Below are 17,010 nucleotides of genomic sequence, written 5' to 3'. Positions count from 1 at the left end.
CAGTGAGCACCCAGGCGAATCATGAGTGAACGCACCCAGTTACGCCAGGCTCGTCGCCTGGTTGTGAAAATAGGAAGCGCCCTGCTGACCAATGATGGTAAGGGGCTGGACGTTTCGGCCCTGGGTTTGTGGGTGGATCAGATTGCGGAGCTGGTTGAAGACGGCGTTGAGGTGGTTATTGTTTCCTCGGGCTCTGTCGCCGAAGGGATGAGTCGCCTGGGGTGGACCTCCCGCCCCGAGCAGCTCCATGAGTTGCAGGCCGCGGCTGCGGTTGGGCAGATGGGGTTGGTGCAGACCTGGGAGGCTCAGTTCAAGCGCCACGATATCCATACCGCCCAGATTCTGCTGACTCACGATGATTTGTCTGACCGCAAGCGATACCTGAACGGGCGCAGTACGTTGCGGGCGCTGTTGGATTTTGGTGTGGTGCCGATCGTTAATGAGAACGACACCGTGGTCACCGATGAGATCCGCTTTGGCGATAACGATACCCTTGGTGCCCTGGTGGCCAACCTGATTGAGGCGGATGGTCTGATCATTCTTACCGATCAGCTCGGGCTGTTTGACAAGGATCCCCGCAAGCACGCTGATGCGCAACTGGTCACCGAGCGGAAGGCGGGTGATCATGAGCTGGATGCCATGGCGGGCGGCGGTGCTGGTGCGCTGGGGCGTGGCGGCATGCAGACCAAGGTGCGTGCGGCTCGCCTCGCGGCGCGCTCAGGTGCGTTCACCGTGATCGTGGGTGGCCGAATCGAGCATGCCATCGCGCGTCTGCGTGGCGGCGATGTGATTGGCACTTTGTTGCTCCCGGAGCAGGGGCGCATTGCCGCGCGCAAGCAGTGGCTGGCCAGTCATTTACAGACCCGGGGCAAGCTCATCCTGGACGATGGTGCGGTAAGGGTCTTGTGCTTAGGTGGTCGTAGTTTGCTGCCGGTGGGCGTCAAGGGTGTTTCTGGTCAGTTTCGCCGTGGCGAGATGGTGTCCTGTGTGGATCAGCATGGGAAAGAGGTAGCTCGCGGATTGGTCAATTATGATGCGGATGAGGCCAGGGCCATTGCCGGGCGCTCCAGTGACCGAATTGCAGAAGTGCTGGGGTTTATCTCGGACGAAGAAATGATTCACCGGGATAATATGGTGATTGTCTGAGGGGGAGGGCTCCCAGTCAGGCACAAAAAAACCGGCTCGAAAGCCGGTTTTTTCAGCTCTGAAGGAAAGTCGCTTATGCGCTCTTCAGGGCTTTGATCTTGGCGCTCAGGCGGCTCTTATGACGAGCAACCTTGTTCTTGGCGATGACGCCCTTGTTAACCATGCTGTCCATGATCGGCTGGAACTGCTTGAAGGCAGCCTGGGCTTCTTCGTAGTTGCCGGCTTCAATCTTGGATTGAACCTTTTTCATGTAAGTACGAGCCATGGAACGCAGGCTGGCGTTGTGCTTGCGGTTCTTCTCGTTCTGACGTGCGCGCTTCTTGGCTTGCGGGGAATTTGCCACCGTATAACTCCTGAAAATCTGTAATTGATTCGAAAAATTCGCGGGCGCGCCAAAACCAGCGCGTCGAAATAAATGACGCGGAACTATGCCGCCGATACCTCTAAATGTCAAGACTTAAACCCATTTCATCCCGTGGTGCAGAAGGGCTGTGCTAAACTCGCCGCTCAGCAGACAGCGACGCTCGCGAGTATGCAGGTAATTACCGAAATTCCGGGTCGCTGCCGAGTTCCATGAGCTATTCCAGACACCAGGGCCCGAATGTCATCCCAAGCTGAAGATACGCCACAGAAAAAAGAACCACCGAAAGCGCCTGGCCTGCTTCGCTCGTCGGGATTGGTGGGCATGATGACGATGCTCTCCCGGGTGCTGGGGCTGGTGCGGGATATGGTTATTGCCCGCTATTTCGGTGCCGGAGCGGGTGCGGACGCCTTCTTTGTTGCCTTCAAGATCCCCAATTTCCTGCGCCGGCTGTTTGCGGAAGGTGCGTTTGCCCAGGCGTTTGTGCCGGTGCTGTCGTCCTACCGTGAAAAGCAGGATATTACCGAGGTCCGGCAGTTGGTCAATGCGGTTGCCGGCTCCCTGGGGCTGGTGCTGCTCGGGGTGACTATTGTTGCAATGCTGGGTGCGCCTTTATTGACGGCGGTGTTTGCACCGGGGTTCCTGGATGACGACTACAAGTTTGGTCTGGCCAGTGACATGCTGCGGATCACCTTTCCTTATCTGCTGCTGATTTCGCTCACCGCATTCGCTGGCGGCATTCTCAATAGCTATGATCGGTTTGCGATACCGGCCTTTACGCCGGTGTTGCTGAACCTGGCGATGATCGGCGCCGCGATTTTCCTCTCGCCGCTGATGCAAACGCCGGTGATGGCCCTGGCCTGGGGGGTGTTTATTGCCGGGGCGCTGCAACTGTTTTTCCAGTTGCCGTTCCTGATGCGTCTGGGCTTGCTGCCAAGGCCCCGGGTGGATTACCGGCACGAAGGTGTAAACCGGATCCTGAGGCTGATGGCGCCGGCGTTGTTCGGTGTTTCGGTCAGTCAGATCAATCTGCTGCTGGATACGGTGCTGGCCTCGTTCCTGCAGACCGGCAGCGTGTCCTGGCTGTATTATTCCGACCGACTATCCGAGTTGCCCCTGGGGGTATTCGGTATCGCCATTGCAACCGTGATTCTGCCCAGTCTGTCCCGTAAACACGCGGCTGCATCGGCAGACCAGTTTGCGGCCACGCTGGATTGGGCTGTGCGCGCGGTTCTGCTGATTGGCGTGCCAGCCGCGCTGGCTCTGGCCCTGCTCGCGGAGCCTCTGATTGCCACCCTGTTCCATTATGGCGAGGTGACGGACCGCGATGTCACCATGTCAGCAATGAGTCTGCGGGCCTATTCCGCCGGGTTATTGGCCTTTATGCTGATCAAGGTGCTGGCCCCCGGTTTCTTCGCCCGGCAGGATACCAAGACGCCGGTCAAGATTGGCGTGATTGCCATGGTCGCGAACATGGTGTTCAACCTGGTGTTGGTCTTTCCGCTCGCTCACGCGGGTCTGGCTTTGGCCACCTCGTTGTCTGCCTGGCTGAATGGTTTTCTGTTGTGGCGAGGGTTGCGAAAGGAGGGCGCCTGGAAAAGTCAGCCGGGTTGGCCTCGATTCCTGGCTCAGCTTGCGTTCGCCAATGCCGCGCTGGCGGGGGTTATCCTTTATTTGCAGGCGCCGGTGGATGACTGGCTGGCGGCGGGCGGCCTGCAGAGAGCGGCGGATATGGGAGTTCTGGTGGCTGCCGGAGTGGCGGTTTACTTTGTCGCGCTGGCGGTTACCGGCGTCCGGGTAAGACATTTCCGCCACAGGTAGGTTATAATCGCGCGTTTTCTCACCAGCGGATTGCTGCCGGTAATCTGCTGAACGCACAGCTGGCAATTGAAGGTTCGCATTACATGCGTCTGATCCGGGGCCTGACCAACCTGAAAATTCTGTCTCAGCAGGAGCAATCGCCTCTGGCCGATGGTTGTGTCGCAACCATTGGTAACTTTGACGGTGTTCACCTGGGCCACAAGACCATTCTTGACCAGGTCAAGGAAAAGGCGCGGTCCTTCGGGCTGCCATCGGTGGTAATGATCTTTGAGCCGCAGCCCCGTGAATTTTTCCAGGGCAGCGAAGCGCCGCCCCGACTGATGGCGTTTCGCCAGAAACTCGAAGCCCTGTTGGCTGAACGCATCGATATCGTGTTGTGCCTGCGCTTTGACGAGACGTTCCGGAGTTACTCCAGCATGGGGTTTATCGAGGACGTTCTCATCGACGGACTGGCGGTACGACATCTGGTGGTTGGCGATGATTTCCGTTTCGGTTGTGACCGCGCCGGGGACTTTGCCCTGCTGGAGCAGGTTGGGGCGAAGCGTGGCTTCAGCGTTGAAAATACCAAAACGGTGACCGTTGGCGGTGAGCGAGTGAGCAGCACCCGGGTCAGAAACGTGTTAAATGTGGATGGTCTGGAGGAAGCCGAGAAACTGCTTGGGCACCCATACCGGATCCGGGGGCGGGTTGTTTATGGTCGTCAACTGGGCCGTGAACTGGGTGCGCCGACGGCCAACGTCCTGCTGCGAAAAATGCCTGCACTACAGGGCGTGTATGTTGTCAGTGCCACCCTGGAAGACGGATCTGTCCACGATGGCGTAGCCAACATCGGGCTCAGGCCGACCGTGGACGGCAAGCAGCCCTCGCTGGAAGTGCACCTGTTTGACTTTGCTGGCACACTTTATGGGCAGCATATTGATGTCGTGTTTCGCCACGGTTTGCGGGAAGAGATCAAATTCTCCTCCGTGGATGAGCTGAAAGCGCAAATCGCCCGTGACTTTGCCGACGCCCGGGCGTGGATTACCGACAATGGTTCTGCCGCTGATGACCGCTAAGGTCGATCGGTGTGATCTGCCCCCTGTTTATTGATGACAACTGACCGAAAGAGTACGCACACAGACCATGAGCGACTACAAGCACACTCTGAATCTGCCAGAAACCGCCTTTCCCATGCGCGGTAACCTGGCCAAGCGCGAGCCGGACATGCTCAAGCGTTGGCAGGATCTTGATGTTTACGGCAACCTGCGCAAGCAGCGTGAAGGTCGGGACAAATTCATTCTTCACGATGGCCCTCCCTACGCCAACGGCAGTATTCACATTGGTCACGCGGTGAACAAGATTCTCAAGGACATGATCGTCAAGTCCCGCAGCTTCATGGGCTATGATGCGCCCTATGTGCCGGGCTGGGACTGTCACGGTCTGCCTATCGAGCACAAGGTGGAGCAGGAGATTGGCAAGGCCGGTGTCAAGGTGGACTACAAAACGTTCCGTCAGGCCTGTCGTGACTACGCCACCAAGCAGATTTCCGGGCAGAAGGCCGACTTTATTCGCCTGGGTGTAATGGGAGAGTGGGACAAACCCTACCTGACCATGGACCCGAAGGTTGAGGCCGGAATTGTTCGCGCCCTGGGTAAGATCGTTGCCAAAGGCCATCTGGTTCGCGGTTACAAGCCGGTTTACTGGAGTGTGGTGGGGCAGTCCGCTCTGGCGGAAGCCGAAGTGGAATACCAGGACAAGACCTCCACTCAGATCGATGTGCGTTTCACGGCGGTGGATCAGGCCAAAGCGCTGTCGTTGTTTGGCACTGATCAGGGCGAAGGGGACGTGTCCGTGGTGATCTGGACCACCACCCCCTGGACCATCCCCGCCAACCAGGCGGTGTCACTAAGTGCCGACCTGGACTACGCCCTGGTTCAGGTTGATACCGGGCAGGGCCCTGAGCGAATCATTGTCGCCGCTGACATGGTGGAAGGCATCATGGCGCGCTGGTCTGTGGAGTCCTTTGAAGTACTGGCGACCTGTTCAGGCTCAGCCCTTGAACACCTCGCGCTTCATCACCCGGTTTACGATAAGCAGGTTCCGGTGGTTCTTGGCGACCATGTGTCCACTGACGCAGGTACCGGTGCGGTCCATACCGCCCCCGATCACGGTATGGAAGACTTTGAAGTGGGCAAGACCTACGGCATCGATACCATCAATCTGGTGCAGGCGGACGGTACCTACACCGGCGCCGCAGGCGAGTTCGCCGGTGTGCACGTCTACAAGGCGGATCAGCCGGTGTGTGCCGCGCTGGAGCGGGAAGGCAAACTGGTGTTCTCTGAGAAATTCCGCCACAGCTATCCCCATTGCTGGCGCACCAAGACACCGCTGATCTACCGCGCCACACCGCAGTGGTTCATCAGCATGGACAAAGAGAATCTGCGTGCCGATGCCTTGGAAGCCATCAAGGGCATCCGCTGGGTTCCGGCCTGGGGCCAGAATCGTATCGAGGCCATGTTCCAGCAGTCCCCGGACTGGTGTATCTCCCGTCAGCGTACCTGGGGGGTGCCGATCACCCTGTTTATCCACAAGGAAACCCAGGAGCTGCATCCGGATACCCAGAACCTGATTGAAGCCGTAGCGAAAGAGATCGAAACCGGTGGTATCGATGCCTGGTACGAGATCGACACCAGCGCCCTGCTGGGCGATGACGCCGACCAGTACGAGAAGGTCACGGACACCCTGGATGTCTGGTTCGACTCCGGTGTGACCCACGATTCGGTGCTGCGCCCGCGCACCGAGCTGGGCCAGTTCCCGGCCGACATGTACCTGGAAGGCTCCGATCAGCACCGTGGCTGGTTCCAGTCGTCCCTGAAAACCTCCATTGCGATGAATGGCGTTGCGCCCTACAAGCAGGTGCTGACCCACGGTTTCACGGTGGATGGCAAGGGCCACAAAATGTCCAAGTCCATGGGCAACGTGATCGCGCCCCAGGAAGTGATGAATGAGTTGGGTGCGGACATTCTGCGCCTGTGGGTGGCGGCCACGGATTACAGTGGCGAGATGACGGTCTCCAAGGACATCCTCCGCCAGACGGCGGACGGTTACCGCCGCATCCGTAACACCGCGCGCTTCCTGCTCAGCAACCTCACCGGCTTCGAGCCGGACCAGCATACGGTAGCGCCTGAGGACATGCTCGCCCTGGATCGCTGGATGGTAGATCGTGCCCTGCAGTTGCAGAAAGAGCTCGACGAGGATTACCAGAACTACGCCTTCCTGCGCATTTACCAGAAGGTGTACAACTTCTGCGAGGCGACGCTGGGTGGGTTTTACCTGGATATCATCAAGGACCGCCAGTACACCACCCAGGCTGATAGCCGGGAGCGTCGTTCCTGTCAGACCGCTCTGTATCACGTGGCCGAAGCCCTGGTGCGCTGGATTGCGCCCATCCTGAGCTTCACCGCTGACGAAATCTGGCAGACCCTGCCGGGCAAGCGTGGCGACACCGTGTTCTACGAGACCTGGTACGAGGGCCTGACGGCACTGCCGGAGAGTGCCGAGTTGGGGCGTGACTACTGGCGTGAAATCTACAGCGTCAAGGAAGCGGTGAACAAGTGCCTGGAAGAAGCGCGCGGTCGAGGTGAAATCAAAGGCTCCCTGAGTGCGGAAGTCACCCTGTACTGCGAAGGCGACCTGGCGGCGGATCTCAAGCATCTGGGTGAAGAGCTGCGCTTTGTGCTGATTACCTCGGAAGCCACCGTTAAGCCAGTGTCCGAAGCGGAGGATGCCGAGCCCACCACTCATGAAGGACTGCTGGTGAAGGTGTTGCCTGCTTCCCATGCCAAGTGTGAACGCTGCTGGCATCACCGGGAAGATGTGGGCCAGCACGCGACCTACACAGATCTCTGTGGCCGTTGCGTCACCAACGTGGAAGGGGCGGGTGAAGTCCGCTCGTTTGCCTGATGGATGCGGTTATGACCGATGAACGCCCCGGCGCCAAACTGAAGTGGCTGTGGTTGGCCGTTCTGGTGATTGCGCTGGACCTGGGGACCAAGGCCATGGCGACAGCCATGCTGACCTACGGCAACCCGGTGCCCGTAATCCCGAGCTTCAACCTGACGTTGTTGCACAATACCGGCGCCGCCTTCAGCTTTCTGGCGGGGGCCGATGGCTGGCAGCGCTGGTTCTTTGTGGTGCTGGCCATCGGTGTCAGCGTGGCGCTGGTGGTCTGGCTCAAGTCGCTCAAGCGGCATGAGACCTGGACTGCTATTGCGATCGCGCTGATCCTCGGTGGTGCGCTGGGCAACGTCTATGACCGCGTGGTGCACGGTTATGTGGTGGACTTCCTGCATTTCTACTGGCAGAACTGGCATTTCCCCGCCTTCAACCTGGCTGACACCGCGATCACCATTGGTGCCGGTATGATGATTATCGATATGTTCCGCAAGCCCTCCGAAGAGGGCGCGGACGGGAGTGATAAACACTGATGAAAGAACTGCCTGTAGACAAGGGAACCCGCGTTAAACTGCATTTCGCCCTGAAATTTCAGGACGGTGAAGTGGTGGACTCCACCTTCGAGAAAGAGCCCGCCACCCTGGAGATTGGTGACGAGAACCTGCCCGAGAATTTTGAAGCCTATTTGCTGGGCATGACCGCCGGTGAAAACAAAACCGTGCAGGTACCGCCGGAAAAAGCCTTCGGGCAGCATAACCCAAGTAACGTGCAGACGTTCAAACGCCACGAGTTCAGCGCTGACATGGTGCTCGAGCCGGGCGTGATGATCTCCTTCGCCGATGCGCGCCAGCAGGAGCTGCCGGGCGTGGTCAGCCGAGTGGAGGGTGATGAGGTGGAGGTGGACTTCAACCATCCCCTGGCAGGGCGTACACTGACCTTCGAAGTGGAAATCATTGATGTTGAGCCGGTCGGACCGGCCCACTAACCAGAGCAGCAGGCGCAGATATGCAGATCCGACTCGCGAACCCCCGTGGCTTTTGTGCCGGTGTTGACCGTGCCATCGAAATCGTTAATCGGGCCCTGGATGTGTTCGGGGCGCCCATATACGTGCGTCATGAGGTCGTTCACAACAAGTTCGTAGTCGACAACCTGCGGGATCGAGGCGCGATCTTCGTGGACGAACTGCATGAAGTGCCGGACGATACCCTGGTCATCTTCAGCGCCCATGGCGTCTCTCAGGCGGTGCAGAATGAAGCCGCCAGTCGTGGCCTGAAAGTGTTTGATGCCACCTGCCCGCTGGTCACCAAGGTGCACATGGAAGTCATGCGCTACAGCCGCGAAGGCCGTGAGTGCATCCTGATCGGTCACCATGGCCATCCGGAAGTGGAAGGCACCATGGGGCAGTATGATCACGGCAACGGCGGCGACATCTACCTGGTTGAAGACGAGGAGGATGTTGCAAAGCTGGAAGTGAAGGACGCCTCCAGGCTGTCCTACGTCACCCAGACCACGCTGTCGATGGATGACACCGCCCGTGTCATCGATGCCCTGCGGGCCAGATTCCCGGAGATCCAGGGGCCGCGCAAAGACGACATTTGCTACGCCACCCAGAACCGCCAGGACGCCGTCAAGCAGCTCGCGGGCGACTGCGACCTGATGCTGGTGGTCGGCTCCCCCAACAGCTCCAACTCCAACCGGCTGCGGGAACTCGCCGAGCGCATGGGTACCCCCGCCTATCTGATCGACGAAGCCAACCAGATTGACCCGCAATGGCTCGATGGCAAGCAATCTGTCGGCGTCACCGCTGGTGCCTCCGCCCCGGAAGTGCTGGTGAACGATGTGATATCCCGACTCCGCGAACTTGGCGGCGACCTGCCTGAGGAGATTGCAGGCAGGGAGGAGAACATTGTGTTTTCCATGCCGAAAGAGTTGCGGATTGATGCTGTGGACGTAACCTCTATTTCCGGGTAAGTGAAGCACTTCTCAAAATAGGGTTGTTGCTGACCTTTTATCGCCAAAAGAGCACCGCTAGTCGTGTCAGCTCTGGCATCAAAGATGTCATGTTATTAATCTCTGGGTATGTGGTTGCCCAAGGGATGCAGTATATCCATGACAGACAAAGCTCACGGTTTCACACTTCTGGAATTGCTCGTCACGATAATTATCCTCGGAATCGTGGCGAGTTTTGCTGTGCCATCCTTCCGTCAAATGATTCTGAATAACCAACTGGTCTCCCAGACCAATGAAGTGTCCGGCTTGGTAGCGTTCGCCCGCAGCGAAGCCTCCAAAATGCAGGATGGTGTTGTCACCGTGTGCAGCTCTGCGGATGGCGCATCATGCAGCGGTGCTAATACATGGGAGCAGGGATGGATCGTATTCAGTGATATTGATGCAGACCGGGTTGTGGATTCCGGTACCGATGAGTTGCATCGGGTGGCGAGTGCCCTGGGCGGTGGAAACAGTCTGCGGGTTTCAGGACTAAGCAGCAGTGATGGATCGTTTATCCAGTTTTCCCCGAACGGTTTCCCGTTGCCTGAAAGTCTCGGGGCCTCTCCGGCCGGCACCCTGACTGTTTGTGACTCCCGTGGTGCGTCTGAAGCCAGGGCAGTCGTAGTGGGCGTAGCGGGGCAGGTCAGGATAGCCAGAGACAACGATAATGATGGAATTGTCGAGGGTCACGACGGTAATGGTGTGACATGTCCCTGATAAAGAGCAGAGCAGGCAGAACGGTGATGTCGAAAAATGTTGAGCATCCGGTGAAACGGCAATCCGGCTTCACCCTGATTGAGATTCTGGTGACCATGTTCATTCTGGCGATCGGGTTGCTGGGGCTGGCAGGGTTGACGGTCGATGGTATGAGAAATAACCAGGGCGCGTATCTGCGAACCCAGGCGAGTATTCTGGCCTATGACATGGCGGACAGGATCCGGGCTAACCGCCAGCACGCAGAGGATGGCGGTTCCTACAAGGATTTTTCAACGGTTGATGCTTCCACCAACCTCCCGGGATGCGCTACCGAGGACACAGGCTGTTCGCCGACCCAGCAGGCAACGCTGGATCTTGTTCAATGGACGCGCCTTATTCAGGGGGTCGGCAGCGGCGTTACCCTGTTGCCGGCCGGCGAGGGCACGATTGCTTATGACGACGCCAACGGGATATTTACGGTTACCGTACAGTGGGAAGAAGTCGCGAAGGATGGCGAGTCCGAGGGTGATGTGCGCGAGGATTCGTTTGCAGTGAGGTTCGCACTATGAACAGAGGTCAGTTGCCACGGGTGAAGATGATAAAGAATCAGTATCCGGTGGGCCGGAGCCAGGCGGGGCTCTCACTTGTCGAACTGATGGTTGCGCTGGCGCTGAGTACAACGCTGATCCTCGGGATCTTCACGGTGTATTTTGATTCCAGCCAAACCTCACGGGTGAGTAGCGCGTTGGCCCGAATCCAGGAATCCGGCCGGATTGCGATTGATATCATGGCGCGGGACATGCGCATGGTGGGTTACCAGGGCTGTGCCGATCCGAACAATATCACCATGAACATCATTGCGGACAATCCGCCCACTGGTGACTTCTTCTCCACCACACTGCGTGGTTGGGAGGTGGAAAACGGTAACTGGGCAAACGGCACGGAATTCGATGACACCACGATTGAGGCTGACGCAATCGTCGGCAGTGATGTCATTGCGATCCAGCGTGGCGAGACCGTTAATGTTCAACTGACCGGCAACATGGATAATACCAACGCAAATATCCAGGTAGGCGGGCCGGAAGTCAGTACGTTTGACCAGAACGATATTGTGCTCCTGTCGGACTGTGAAAACGCCGATCTTTTCCGTATCTCCAGTAACCCCGACAGCGAGACTTGGGCTCACGCTAAGGGTGTGAACACCGACAATCGGCTGGGGCAGGCCTATAGCGATTCCGCCAGCGTTATGCGGTTCTCCTCGACAGTCTACTACGTAGCGGACACGGGCCGGACCGATTCCCGGGGTAACCCGATTCGGGCGCTCTATCGGGGCACTAACAATCTGATAAACGACTCTTCACCGGATTTCCAGGTGGAGGAGTTGGTGGAAGGCGTGGAAAGCCTTCAGATCGAATACGGGGAGCAGATCGGAACCAACAGTTTCCGTTATCGCCCAGCGGATGACGTTGGTCAAATGACCAGAGTCGTCGCCCTCCGCATGGGCCTGTTGATCAGTGATGCGGAGCCGGTTCGGGATACCGTGGACACCGGGACCTACGCCTTGCCCTCCGAGACCATCACCTCTACCAGCGGCGGTGGGACCGTCACTCATCCGGAAGATCAGCGTTTAAGGCGGGTCTTCTCCAATACCGTGGCGCTTCGTAACCGCGACTGACCCGAGACGTTTTGGATAAGGGATTGAATTGATATGACACATTCGATTGATAGCCAGCGGGGAGCGGTGCTGATTGTCAGCCTGGTGATTCTGCTGGTGCTGACGCTGATTGGTGTGGCGGGTATGAACTCCTCGGTCATGCAGGAGCGCATGGCGTCAAACGCCCAGAATAGCAATCGCGCGTTCCAGGGGGCGGAAAGCAGTGCAACAGCACTGACCGAGATATTGATGACAGGCAACCTTAATCTGCTTCAAGAAGCGATGGAGGCGGCCGATGATCTGAGCAGCACCGGCAGCGTTACGCTGGACGCGGCCAACGGCGTTCAGACTGAATACCAGGCGCGTTATCTCGGTGAGGTCATTATCAGCAGCGGCAGCTCCATGGACGCAGATGAGAGTACAACGCTGCTCAAGGGGTATCGCTATGAGTTGCGGGGAAGTGCGGAAATGGATAATACCGGCGCCGCCAGCACGGTTTATAAAGGCATTGAATACTACTGAGCGGCAGTGTCACTGCTGTGGGAGGAAGTAAATGAAACCTGTAATCATGTTGTGCGGAACCCTGATGGCGCTGTACGCCCATGCGGCACTCGCACAGGATATTCTGAACGAACCGAGGGAGCCCGCTCCAATAGAGTTGGTCGAGCGGGCTATTGAATCAGGCTGGGTGGAGTTGACGGTCTCCGGCTCAGATGTGCTGGCGGTTGATTTTCGCCCCTGTCACAGCTGCGAGATGGTTCGCCACCTGCCGTCAAGGGACATCGAGCTCTATGTCGGCAGGCAGGTTATTACGGCTGACATGGCAGGCACCCTTCCGGATGGCCCGGGCACCGTCTTTGTAAACTCCGATTCCAATATGGTGACCAAGGTCAGACTCAGCAACATAAAAAGAGGGGAAGACCAATGAAACTGAAATTTGGCGTTCCAGTCTTCGCTGCATTCTTCTCCATGGCGTTGCATTCCGGGGTGACCTTCGCCGATGACACGGAGATCTTTTTCAATCGGTCCGAGACTTCCATCCGGCCCAACCTGATGTTTGTCCTGGATAATTCGGGCAGCATGGATGCCACTGTGCGAACAGTGTCCACCTACGATCCGGATGTTGATTACAGCGGCGAGGCTTCGGATGACTATTTCTACTACTATGATTATCGGGCAGGTTTTGTTCCCTTGCTCTGGGAGGCCAACCGCTGTGCTGATCTGGAGAGCCGGCTGGCGTCTTCTGGCCGCGTGCTGGATTACCGCATAGCGACATGGCGTGGTCGATATGCTGGCAGCACTTCCGAACGGTGGCGGAACCTGTCGACTGATTGGAGACTGCGGCAATCGGATAATGTTCTGGAGTGCTATTCCGATCGCGGCACCCATGGCGCTACGGAGGGCAGTGGTCAGACCTACGCCAACGATAAGAACCAGTGGACTAACAACGAGAGACATGAGATTGACTGGTCGGATATTAACCGACAGCACCTGTATTCCGCCAACTATCTGAACTGGTATTACAACCATCGGGAGGAGACCGAGCAGACTCGCCTGGAAATCGTAAAGAGCGTTGCCAAGAATCTGATTGACAGCCTTACCGGGGTGAATGTCGGACTGATGGCCTTTAATCCGGACGACAATTACCCGACTCAGGGTGGCCGCGTCTATGTACCGGTGGGCAAGGTGGAAGACGTCCGTGACGATTTCAAGGCAGCCGTGGATGGTCTTGGCTACGACACCAACACGCCTTTGTCCGAGACTTTGTTTGGCTCGATGCGCTACTTCGCAGGCGAGGAGCCGTACCTGGATGACAACCCTGTTGCCGGCACCGTCTCCGACGGAAAATACATTAGCCCCGTGGAGTATGAGTGCCAGTCCAATAACGTAATATTCCTGACCGATGGCGAGCCGACCTACGACGGGGACCCGACCAACGACGGTTACCATGAGCAGGAGATGGAAAGTCGAGCCGCCATGGAGTCCCGTGTTGGGAATTGCTCAGGAAACTGCATGGATGAAGTCGCGGACTATATGAACAACAGCGACATCACCTCCGGCGATGATATGGATGTCAACGTATCGACCTACACGGTCGGATTCGATCTGGACCTGGATCTTTTGGATGATGCGGCCCGTAAAGGCGGTGGAGATTTTTTCCTGGTCAATGACGCCGAATCCCTGGAAACAGCCTTTACCGATGTGGTGAGTTCAGTGCTGGCGGTCAGCACAACTTATGTGGCGCCGGGCGTCGCGGTAAATACCTTTAACCGTCTGAATCACCTTGATTCCCTGTATTTCTCTGTATTCCAGCCGGAGCTCTCCCAGAGCTGGGATGGTAACCTGAAGCGCTATCGTCTTGGCAGTGACGGTGTCATTTATGATGTCAACGGTGATCCCGCGACAGACCCGGATACAGGCTTCTTCCGGAACGGTTCCCGTAGCTGGTGGAGTGGTGAGGACGATGGTCCGGATGTCTCCAAAGGGGGGGCGGCGTCTGTTCACCCCGCAACCAACAGCTTGCGTGACGTGTACACCTATCTGTCTGCGACAGGCAACACAGATCTGACAGTATCAGCCAACAGTGTCGAAGCATCGAATACGAACCTCACCAAGGCTTTGTTGGGGGACGAGAGTATGTCCGATGACGTTCGCGACCAGATTATTAACTGGGCGCGAGGCGCTGATGTGTTCGATGAGGATCGGGATGGGCAGACGGCAGACAGTCGAGAGTACATTGCGGACCCGCTGCATTCAGTGCCTCACCTGGTCATCTACGGCGGCTCCTCTGAATCGCCGGATACTACGATCTTCTTCGGGGACAACCAGGGTTATATCCATGCAATTAATGGGGATTCCGGAGATACCTATTTCTCCTTCATTCCAGAAGAGCTTCTGGATAATCAACGTGACCTGATGGATGACAACACGATTGAATCTGGCAAGATCTATGGTATGGACAGCTCTGTTATCAGTTGGCAGCACGATGATAACCGTGATGGTCAGATTGATGGTACAGATGGAGACCACGTTTATATCTACGCGGGAATGCGCCGTGGAGGGCGGAATTACTATGCCCTGGATGTGACTAACAGGGATGTCCCGAAAATGCTCTGGACCATCGAAGGCGGCACCGGAGACTTCGCGGAACTCGGGCAATCGTGGTCAGTGCCGGTAAAAACCAAGATTCGGATTGGCAAAACTCTGGAGGATGTGTTGATCTTCGCGGGTGGCTATGACACCCAGCAGGATACGGTCACCGAGCGAACCGAGGATTCGGTTGGTCGGGCGCTCTATATCGTGGATGCGGAGACCGGGGCGCGGCTGTGGTGGGCCGGCCCCACGGATAGCGGTGCCAATCTGGAGTTGGCAGAACTGAAATACTCGATCCCATCCGCCGTGAAGGCCATTGATGTCACCGGTGATGGTGGTACTGACCAGATTTATGTCGGTGATATGGGCGGGCAGGTATGGCGCTTCGATATCATGGATGGCGAGAAAGCCAGCGACATTGCGACCGGCGGTGTGATCGCCGATCTGGCAGGCGCTGATTCCGCGAGCAATCGTCGGTTCTACCACGCTCCGGACCTGTTTGGTGAGAAAATCGGCGGTGTCCGTCACCTGGGGCTTGTGATCGGTTCGGGGTGGCAGGCACACCCGCTGGATAATGTTGTCGAGGACAGAATCTACAAGCTGCAAATCGTTGATGTTGTGGATCCCCCCGCCCATCCTCCTGAGCCGCCCGAGACAGTGGGCGAAATAGACTATTCGCTTGCCAAAGTAACCGAAGCGGACCTGTTTGACACCACCGACAACCTGATCGGTCAGGGGGATGAAACAGAGCAGGCGCAGGCGCAAACCGAGCTGGCTGCCGCTGATGGCTGGTATATCCGGATGGTCAGGGCAGGTGAGAAAGTTCTCTCAACCAGCCAGACGGTCAATGGAGAGCTGTTCTTTACAACGTTCGAACCAAAGCCCAACGCCAATCCGTGTGTTCCGTCATCGGGTACGTCACGCCTGTATCACATATACGTCGCGGACGGCCAGCCAGTGGTGAATTACGATGGCCTGGGCTCCGATACGGAACTGACCGTGCCGGACCGTGAAGTGACTCTCAATACGCTTGGGCTCCCGCCAGATCCCCAGAGGATGCGGGTCGATGGCAAGGATGTAGTTTGTGTCGGTGCGGAGTGCTTCCCGGTAGATAGTCTGACCGGTGTTGTAGAAACCTATTGGTACGAGGACTAACTGTTGAAACCGATTATATCGACATCCAGAGGGGTTACCCTGATTGAGTTGATGATCGTGGTGGCGATCATCGGAATCATCGCGGCGATCGCCTACCCCAGCTACCAGGAATACACGGAGCGAACCCGCCGTGTCGATGCTCAGGGTGCGCTAATGGGGTTGGCGAGCGCTATGGAGCGGCATTATTCAGTGAACAACTCATATGAGGGGGCTGCAGCCGGCGGTAGCGACACCGGCTCTCCCGCGATCTATGCCACCGAAGCACCGCTGGATGGTAGTACCAAGTTCTATGATCTGACGATACAGAGTGCAGATGCTAACTCGTTCACGGTCAGAGCTACTCCCAAGGGAGGCCAGGCCGGAGACGGAATGCTGGAGCTGGATTCAACCGGCGCGCGCCGCTGGGACAGAAACAATGTCAGTGGATTTGAGGCCGGTGAAAATACCTGGGACAAATAAGCTAACGGGGCCGCCAGCTATGGCGGCCCTTCCTAACAGGTGATGGTTGCTCCCCAGCTCAGGCGAATCTTATTGTCACCGTCTTCGTCGTACTGAACTCTGAATCTCCCGCCCTTGTTGAGCGCCATATAGACCATTGTGGCTGTGGTCCGGCGGCCCGGGCATAACACCAGGCTGCCGGTCGCGCCGTGAATCATCCCCTCGCTGTTGAACTGGAAGTAACCGCGTCCACCCGTTCTTGACCGGATGTCGAATGATCCCGAGCCAGCAGTGAGCTGTCGGAGTATGCTGTTGTCATCGGGTTGCTTGTCGTTATTATGGTCGATGAATACGGAGATCGGCCGCTGCCAGTCATCGGTACATTGATTATCCGCTGAGAGAGGGCACACGGTCACCAGTTGTCTGTGGCTCGCTGCAGCCCAACGCGCGTAGGCAAAGAGGGAATGATAGTTCTCAAGGCTGGCGCGCAACCTTCCCCTGTCAGCCCACGCGTTCCAGCTGTAATTGGCGAAGCCAAGCAGCACTGAAAGTATGGTGATCGTTACAAGCAGTTCCAGCAGGGTAAACCCCGCCGAAGTGGTGGCAGTACGCATAGAAACATTCCCTGTTATCGTGCATTGTCGAGGGCTCTTGCATCCTGCATGAGCCCGGAGATCAGTTTAAGGAAGACTGCTCTGAGTTATGTGATCTGTATCTGGTCTCT

At 57.3% G+C, this 17,010-nt stretch carries 16 protein-coding genes; 14 read left to right on the top strand and 2 right to left on the bottom strand.

Annotated features, from left to right (window positions below):
* Nucleotides 1-21 precede the first annotated feature (21 nt).
* A complete protein-coding gene (gene proB, locus ACQUWM_RS17340; RefSeq protein WP_428922959.1) occupies nt 22-1,146 on the top strand; it encodes a glutamate 5-kinase in 1,125 nt (374 codons plus the stop codon).
* A 73-nt stretch (nt 1,147-1,219) separates the two neighbouring features.
* Here proB and rpsT read toward each other — a convergent pair whose 3' ends face one another.
* The gene (gene rpsT / locus ACQUWM_RS17335) at nt 1,220-1,489 is read right to left on the bottom strand and encodes a 30S ribosomal protein S20 (protein ID WP_406988094.1); all 270 of its coding nucleotides are present in this window, start codon (nt 1,487-1,489) and stop codon (nt 1,220-1,222) included.
* A gap of 258 nt (nt 1,490-1,747) precedes the next feature.
* Here rpsT and murJ point away from each other — a divergent pair, with 258 nt between their 5' ends.
* From murJ to ACQUWM_RS17270, 13 genes are all read left to right on the top strand, one after another.
* Nucleotides 1,748-3,328, top strand: coding sequence for a murein biosynthesis integral membrane protein MurJ (gene murJ / locus ACQUWM_RS17330; protein WP_428922958.1), 1,581 nt, complete (start codon nt 1,748-1,750; stop codon nt 3,326-3,328).
* Between the two features lie 83 nt (nt 3,329-3,411).
* Nucleotides 3,412-4,383 carry a bifunctional riboflavin kinase/FAD synthetase gene (gene ribF / locus ACQUWM_RS17325; protein WP_428922957.1) on the top strand — a complete coding sequence of 324 codons (972 nt, stop codon included), beginning with the start codon at nt 3,412-3,414 and terminating at the stop codon, nt 4,381-4,383.
* Nucleotides 4,384-4,450: 67 nt separating this feature from the next.
* A complete protein-coding gene (gene ileS, locus ACQUWM_RS17320; RefSeq protein WP_428922956.1) occupies nt 4,451-7,270 on the top strand; it encodes an isoleucine--tRNA ligase in 2,820 nt (939 codons plus the stop codon).
* A complete protein-coding gene (gene lspA / locus ACQUWM_RS17315) occupies nt 7,270-7,794 on the top strand; it encodes a signal peptidase II (RefSeq protein WP_428922955.1) in 525 nt (174 codons plus the stop codon). The genes ileS and lspA overlap by 1 nt, the downstream gene beginning before the upstream one ends.
* Nucleotides 7,794-8,246, top strand: coding sequence for an FKBP-type peptidyl-prolyl cis-trans isomerase (fkpB, locus tag ACQUWM_RS17310; protein WP_428922954.1), 453 nt, complete (start codon nt 7,794-7,796; stop codon nt 8,244-8,246). Before lspA ends, fkpB begins: the two co-directional genes overlap by 1 nt.
* A 20-nt stretch (nt 8,247-8,266) precedes the next feature.
* Nucleotides 8,267-9,232, top strand: a complete 966-nt coding sequence (gene ispH / locus ACQUWM_RS17305) for a 4-hydroxy-3-methylbut-2-enyl diphosphate reductase (protein WP_407001213.1) — start codon at nt 8,267-8,269, stop codon at nt 9,230-9,232.
* A 138-nt stretch (nt 9,233-9,370) separates the two neighbouring features.
* Nucleotides 9,371-9,967, top strand: a complete 597-nt coding sequence (locus tag ACQUWM_RS17300; protein ID WP_407001212.1) for a GspH/FimT family pseudopilin — start codon at nt 9,371-9,373, stop codon at nt 9,965-9,967.
* 26 nt (nt 9,968-9,993) lie between these two features.
* Nucleotides 9,994-10,515 carry a type IV pilus modification protein PilV gene (pilV, locus tag ACQUWM_RS17295; RefSeq protein ID WP_407001211.1) on the top strand — a complete coding sequence of 174 codons (522 nt, stop codon included), beginning with the start codon at nt 9,994-9,996 and terminating at the stop codon, nt 10,513-10,515.
* Nucleotides 10,512-11,621, top strand: a complete 1,110-nt coding sequence (locus tag ACQUWM_RS17290) for a PilW family protein (RefSeq protein WP_428922953.1) — start codon at nt 10,512-10,514, stop codon at nt 11,619-11,621. The genes pilV and ACQUWM_RS17290 overlap by 4 nt, the downstream gene beginning before the upstream one ends.
* Nucleotides 11,622-11,654: 33 nt before the next feature.
* The gene (locus ACQUWM_RS17285; RefSeq protein WP_407001209.1) at nt 11,655-12,122 is read left to right on the top strand and encodes a PilX N-terminal domain-containing pilus assembly protein; all 468 of its coding nucleotides are present in this window, start codon (nt 11,655-11,657) and stop codon (nt 12,120-12,122) included.
* Between the two features lie 31 nt (nt 12,123-12,153).
* The gene (locus ACQUWM_RS17280; protein WP_407001208.1) at nt 12,154-12,528 is read left to right on the top strand and encodes a hypothetical protein; all 375 of its coding nucleotides are present in this window, start codon (nt 12,154-12,156) and stop codon (nt 12,526-12,528) included.
* Nucleotides 12,525-15,848: a pilus assembly protein gene (locus tag ACQUWM_RS17275; protein ID WP_407001207.1), complete on the top strand. Its 3,324-nt coding sequence runs from the start codon at nt 12,525-12,527 to the stop codon at nt 15,846-15,848. The genes ACQUWM_RS17280 and ACQUWM_RS17275 overlap by 4 nt, the downstream gene beginning before the upstream one ends.
* A 3-nt stretch (nt 15,849-15,851) precedes the next feature.
* Nucleotides 15,852-16,307, top strand: a complete 456-nt coding sequence (locus ACQUWM_RS17270; protein WP_407001206.1) for a type IV pilin protein — start codon at nt 15,852-15,854, stop codon at nt 16,305-16,307.
* 32 nt (nt 16,308-16,339) lie between these two features.
* Here ACQUWM_RS17270 and ACQUWM_RS17265 read toward each other — a convergent pair whose 3' ends face one another.
* The gene (locus ACQUWM_RS17265; RefSeq protein ID WP_407001205.1) at nt 16,340-16,900 is read right to left on the bottom strand and encodes a GspH/FimT family pseudopilin; all 561 of its coding nucleotides are present in this window, start codon (nt 16,898-16,900) and stop codon (nt 16,340-16,342) included.
* Nucleotides 16,901-17,010 lie beyond the last annotated feature (110 nt).

The sequence above is a fragment of the Marinobacter sp. DUT-3 genome (assembly GCF_050379435.1).
Lineage (GTDB): Bacteria > Pseudomonadota > Gammaproteobacteria > Pseudomonadales > Oleiphilaceae > Marinobacter.
This window is presented reverse-complemented; position numbering and strand designations above follow the sequence as displayed.

What these genes read in the sequence shown, in the direction of transcription:
- ACQUWM_RS17290 (WP_428922953.1), top strand. Translation starts at nt 10,512, where the DNA reads ATGAACAGAGGTCAGTTGCCACGGGTGAAGATGATAAAGAATCAGTAT.
- ispH (WP_407001213.1), top strand. Translation starts at nt 8,267, where the DNA reads ATGCAGATCCGACTCGCGAACCCCCGTGGCTTTTGTGCCGGTGTTGAC.
- lspA (WP_428922955.1), top strand. Translation starts at nt 7,270, where the DNA reads ATGGATGCGGTTATGACCGATGAACGCCCCGGCGCCAAACTGAAGTGG.
- ribF (WP_428922957.1), top strand. Translation starts at nt 3,412, where the DNA reads ATGCGTCTGATCCGGGGCCTGACCAACCTGAAAATTCTGTCTCAGCAG.
- proB (WP_428922959.1), top strand. Translation starts at nt 22, where the DNA reads ATGAGTGAACGCACCCAGTTACGCCAGGCTCGTCGCCTGGTTGTGAAA.
- fkpB (WP_428922954.1), top strand. Translation starts at nt 7,794, where the DNA reads ATGAAAGAACTGCCTGTAGACAAGGGAACCCGCGTTAAACTGCATTTC.
- ACQUWM_RS17280 (WP_407001208.1), top strand. Translation starts at nt 12,154, where the DNA reads ATGAAACCTGTAATCATGTTGTGCGGAACCCTGATGGCGCTGTACGCC.
- pilV (WP_407001211.1), top strand. Translation starts at nt 9,994, where the DNA reads ATGTCGAAAAATGTTGAGCATCCGGTGAAACGGCAATCCGGCTTCACC.
- ileS (WP_428922956.1), top strand. Translation starts at nt 4,451, where the DNA reads ATGAGCGACTACAAGCACACTCTGAATCTGCCAGAAACCGCCTTTCCC.
- ACQUWM_RS17265 (WP_407001205.1), bottom strand. Translation starts at nt 16,900, where the DNA reads ATGCGTACTGCCACCACTTCGGCGGGGTTTACCCTGCTGGAACTGCTT.
- ACQUWM_RS17275 (WP_407001207.1), top strand. Translation starts at nt 12,525, where the DNA reads ATGAAACTGAAATTTGGCGTTCCAGTCTTCGCTGCATTCTTCTCCATG.
- ACQUWM_RS17300 (WP_407001212.1), top strand. Translation starts at nt 9,371, where the DNA reads ATGACAGACAAAGCTCACGGTTTCACACTTCTGGAATTGCTCGTCACG.
- ACQUWM_RS17285 (WP_407001209.1), top strand. Translation starts at nt 11,655, where the DNA reads ATGACACATTCGATTGATAGCCAGCGGGGAGCGGTGCTGATTGTCAGC.
- murJ (WP_428922958.1), top strand. Translation starts at nt 1,748, where the DNA reads ATGTCATCCCAAGCTGAAGATACGCCACAGAAAAAAGAACCACCGAAA.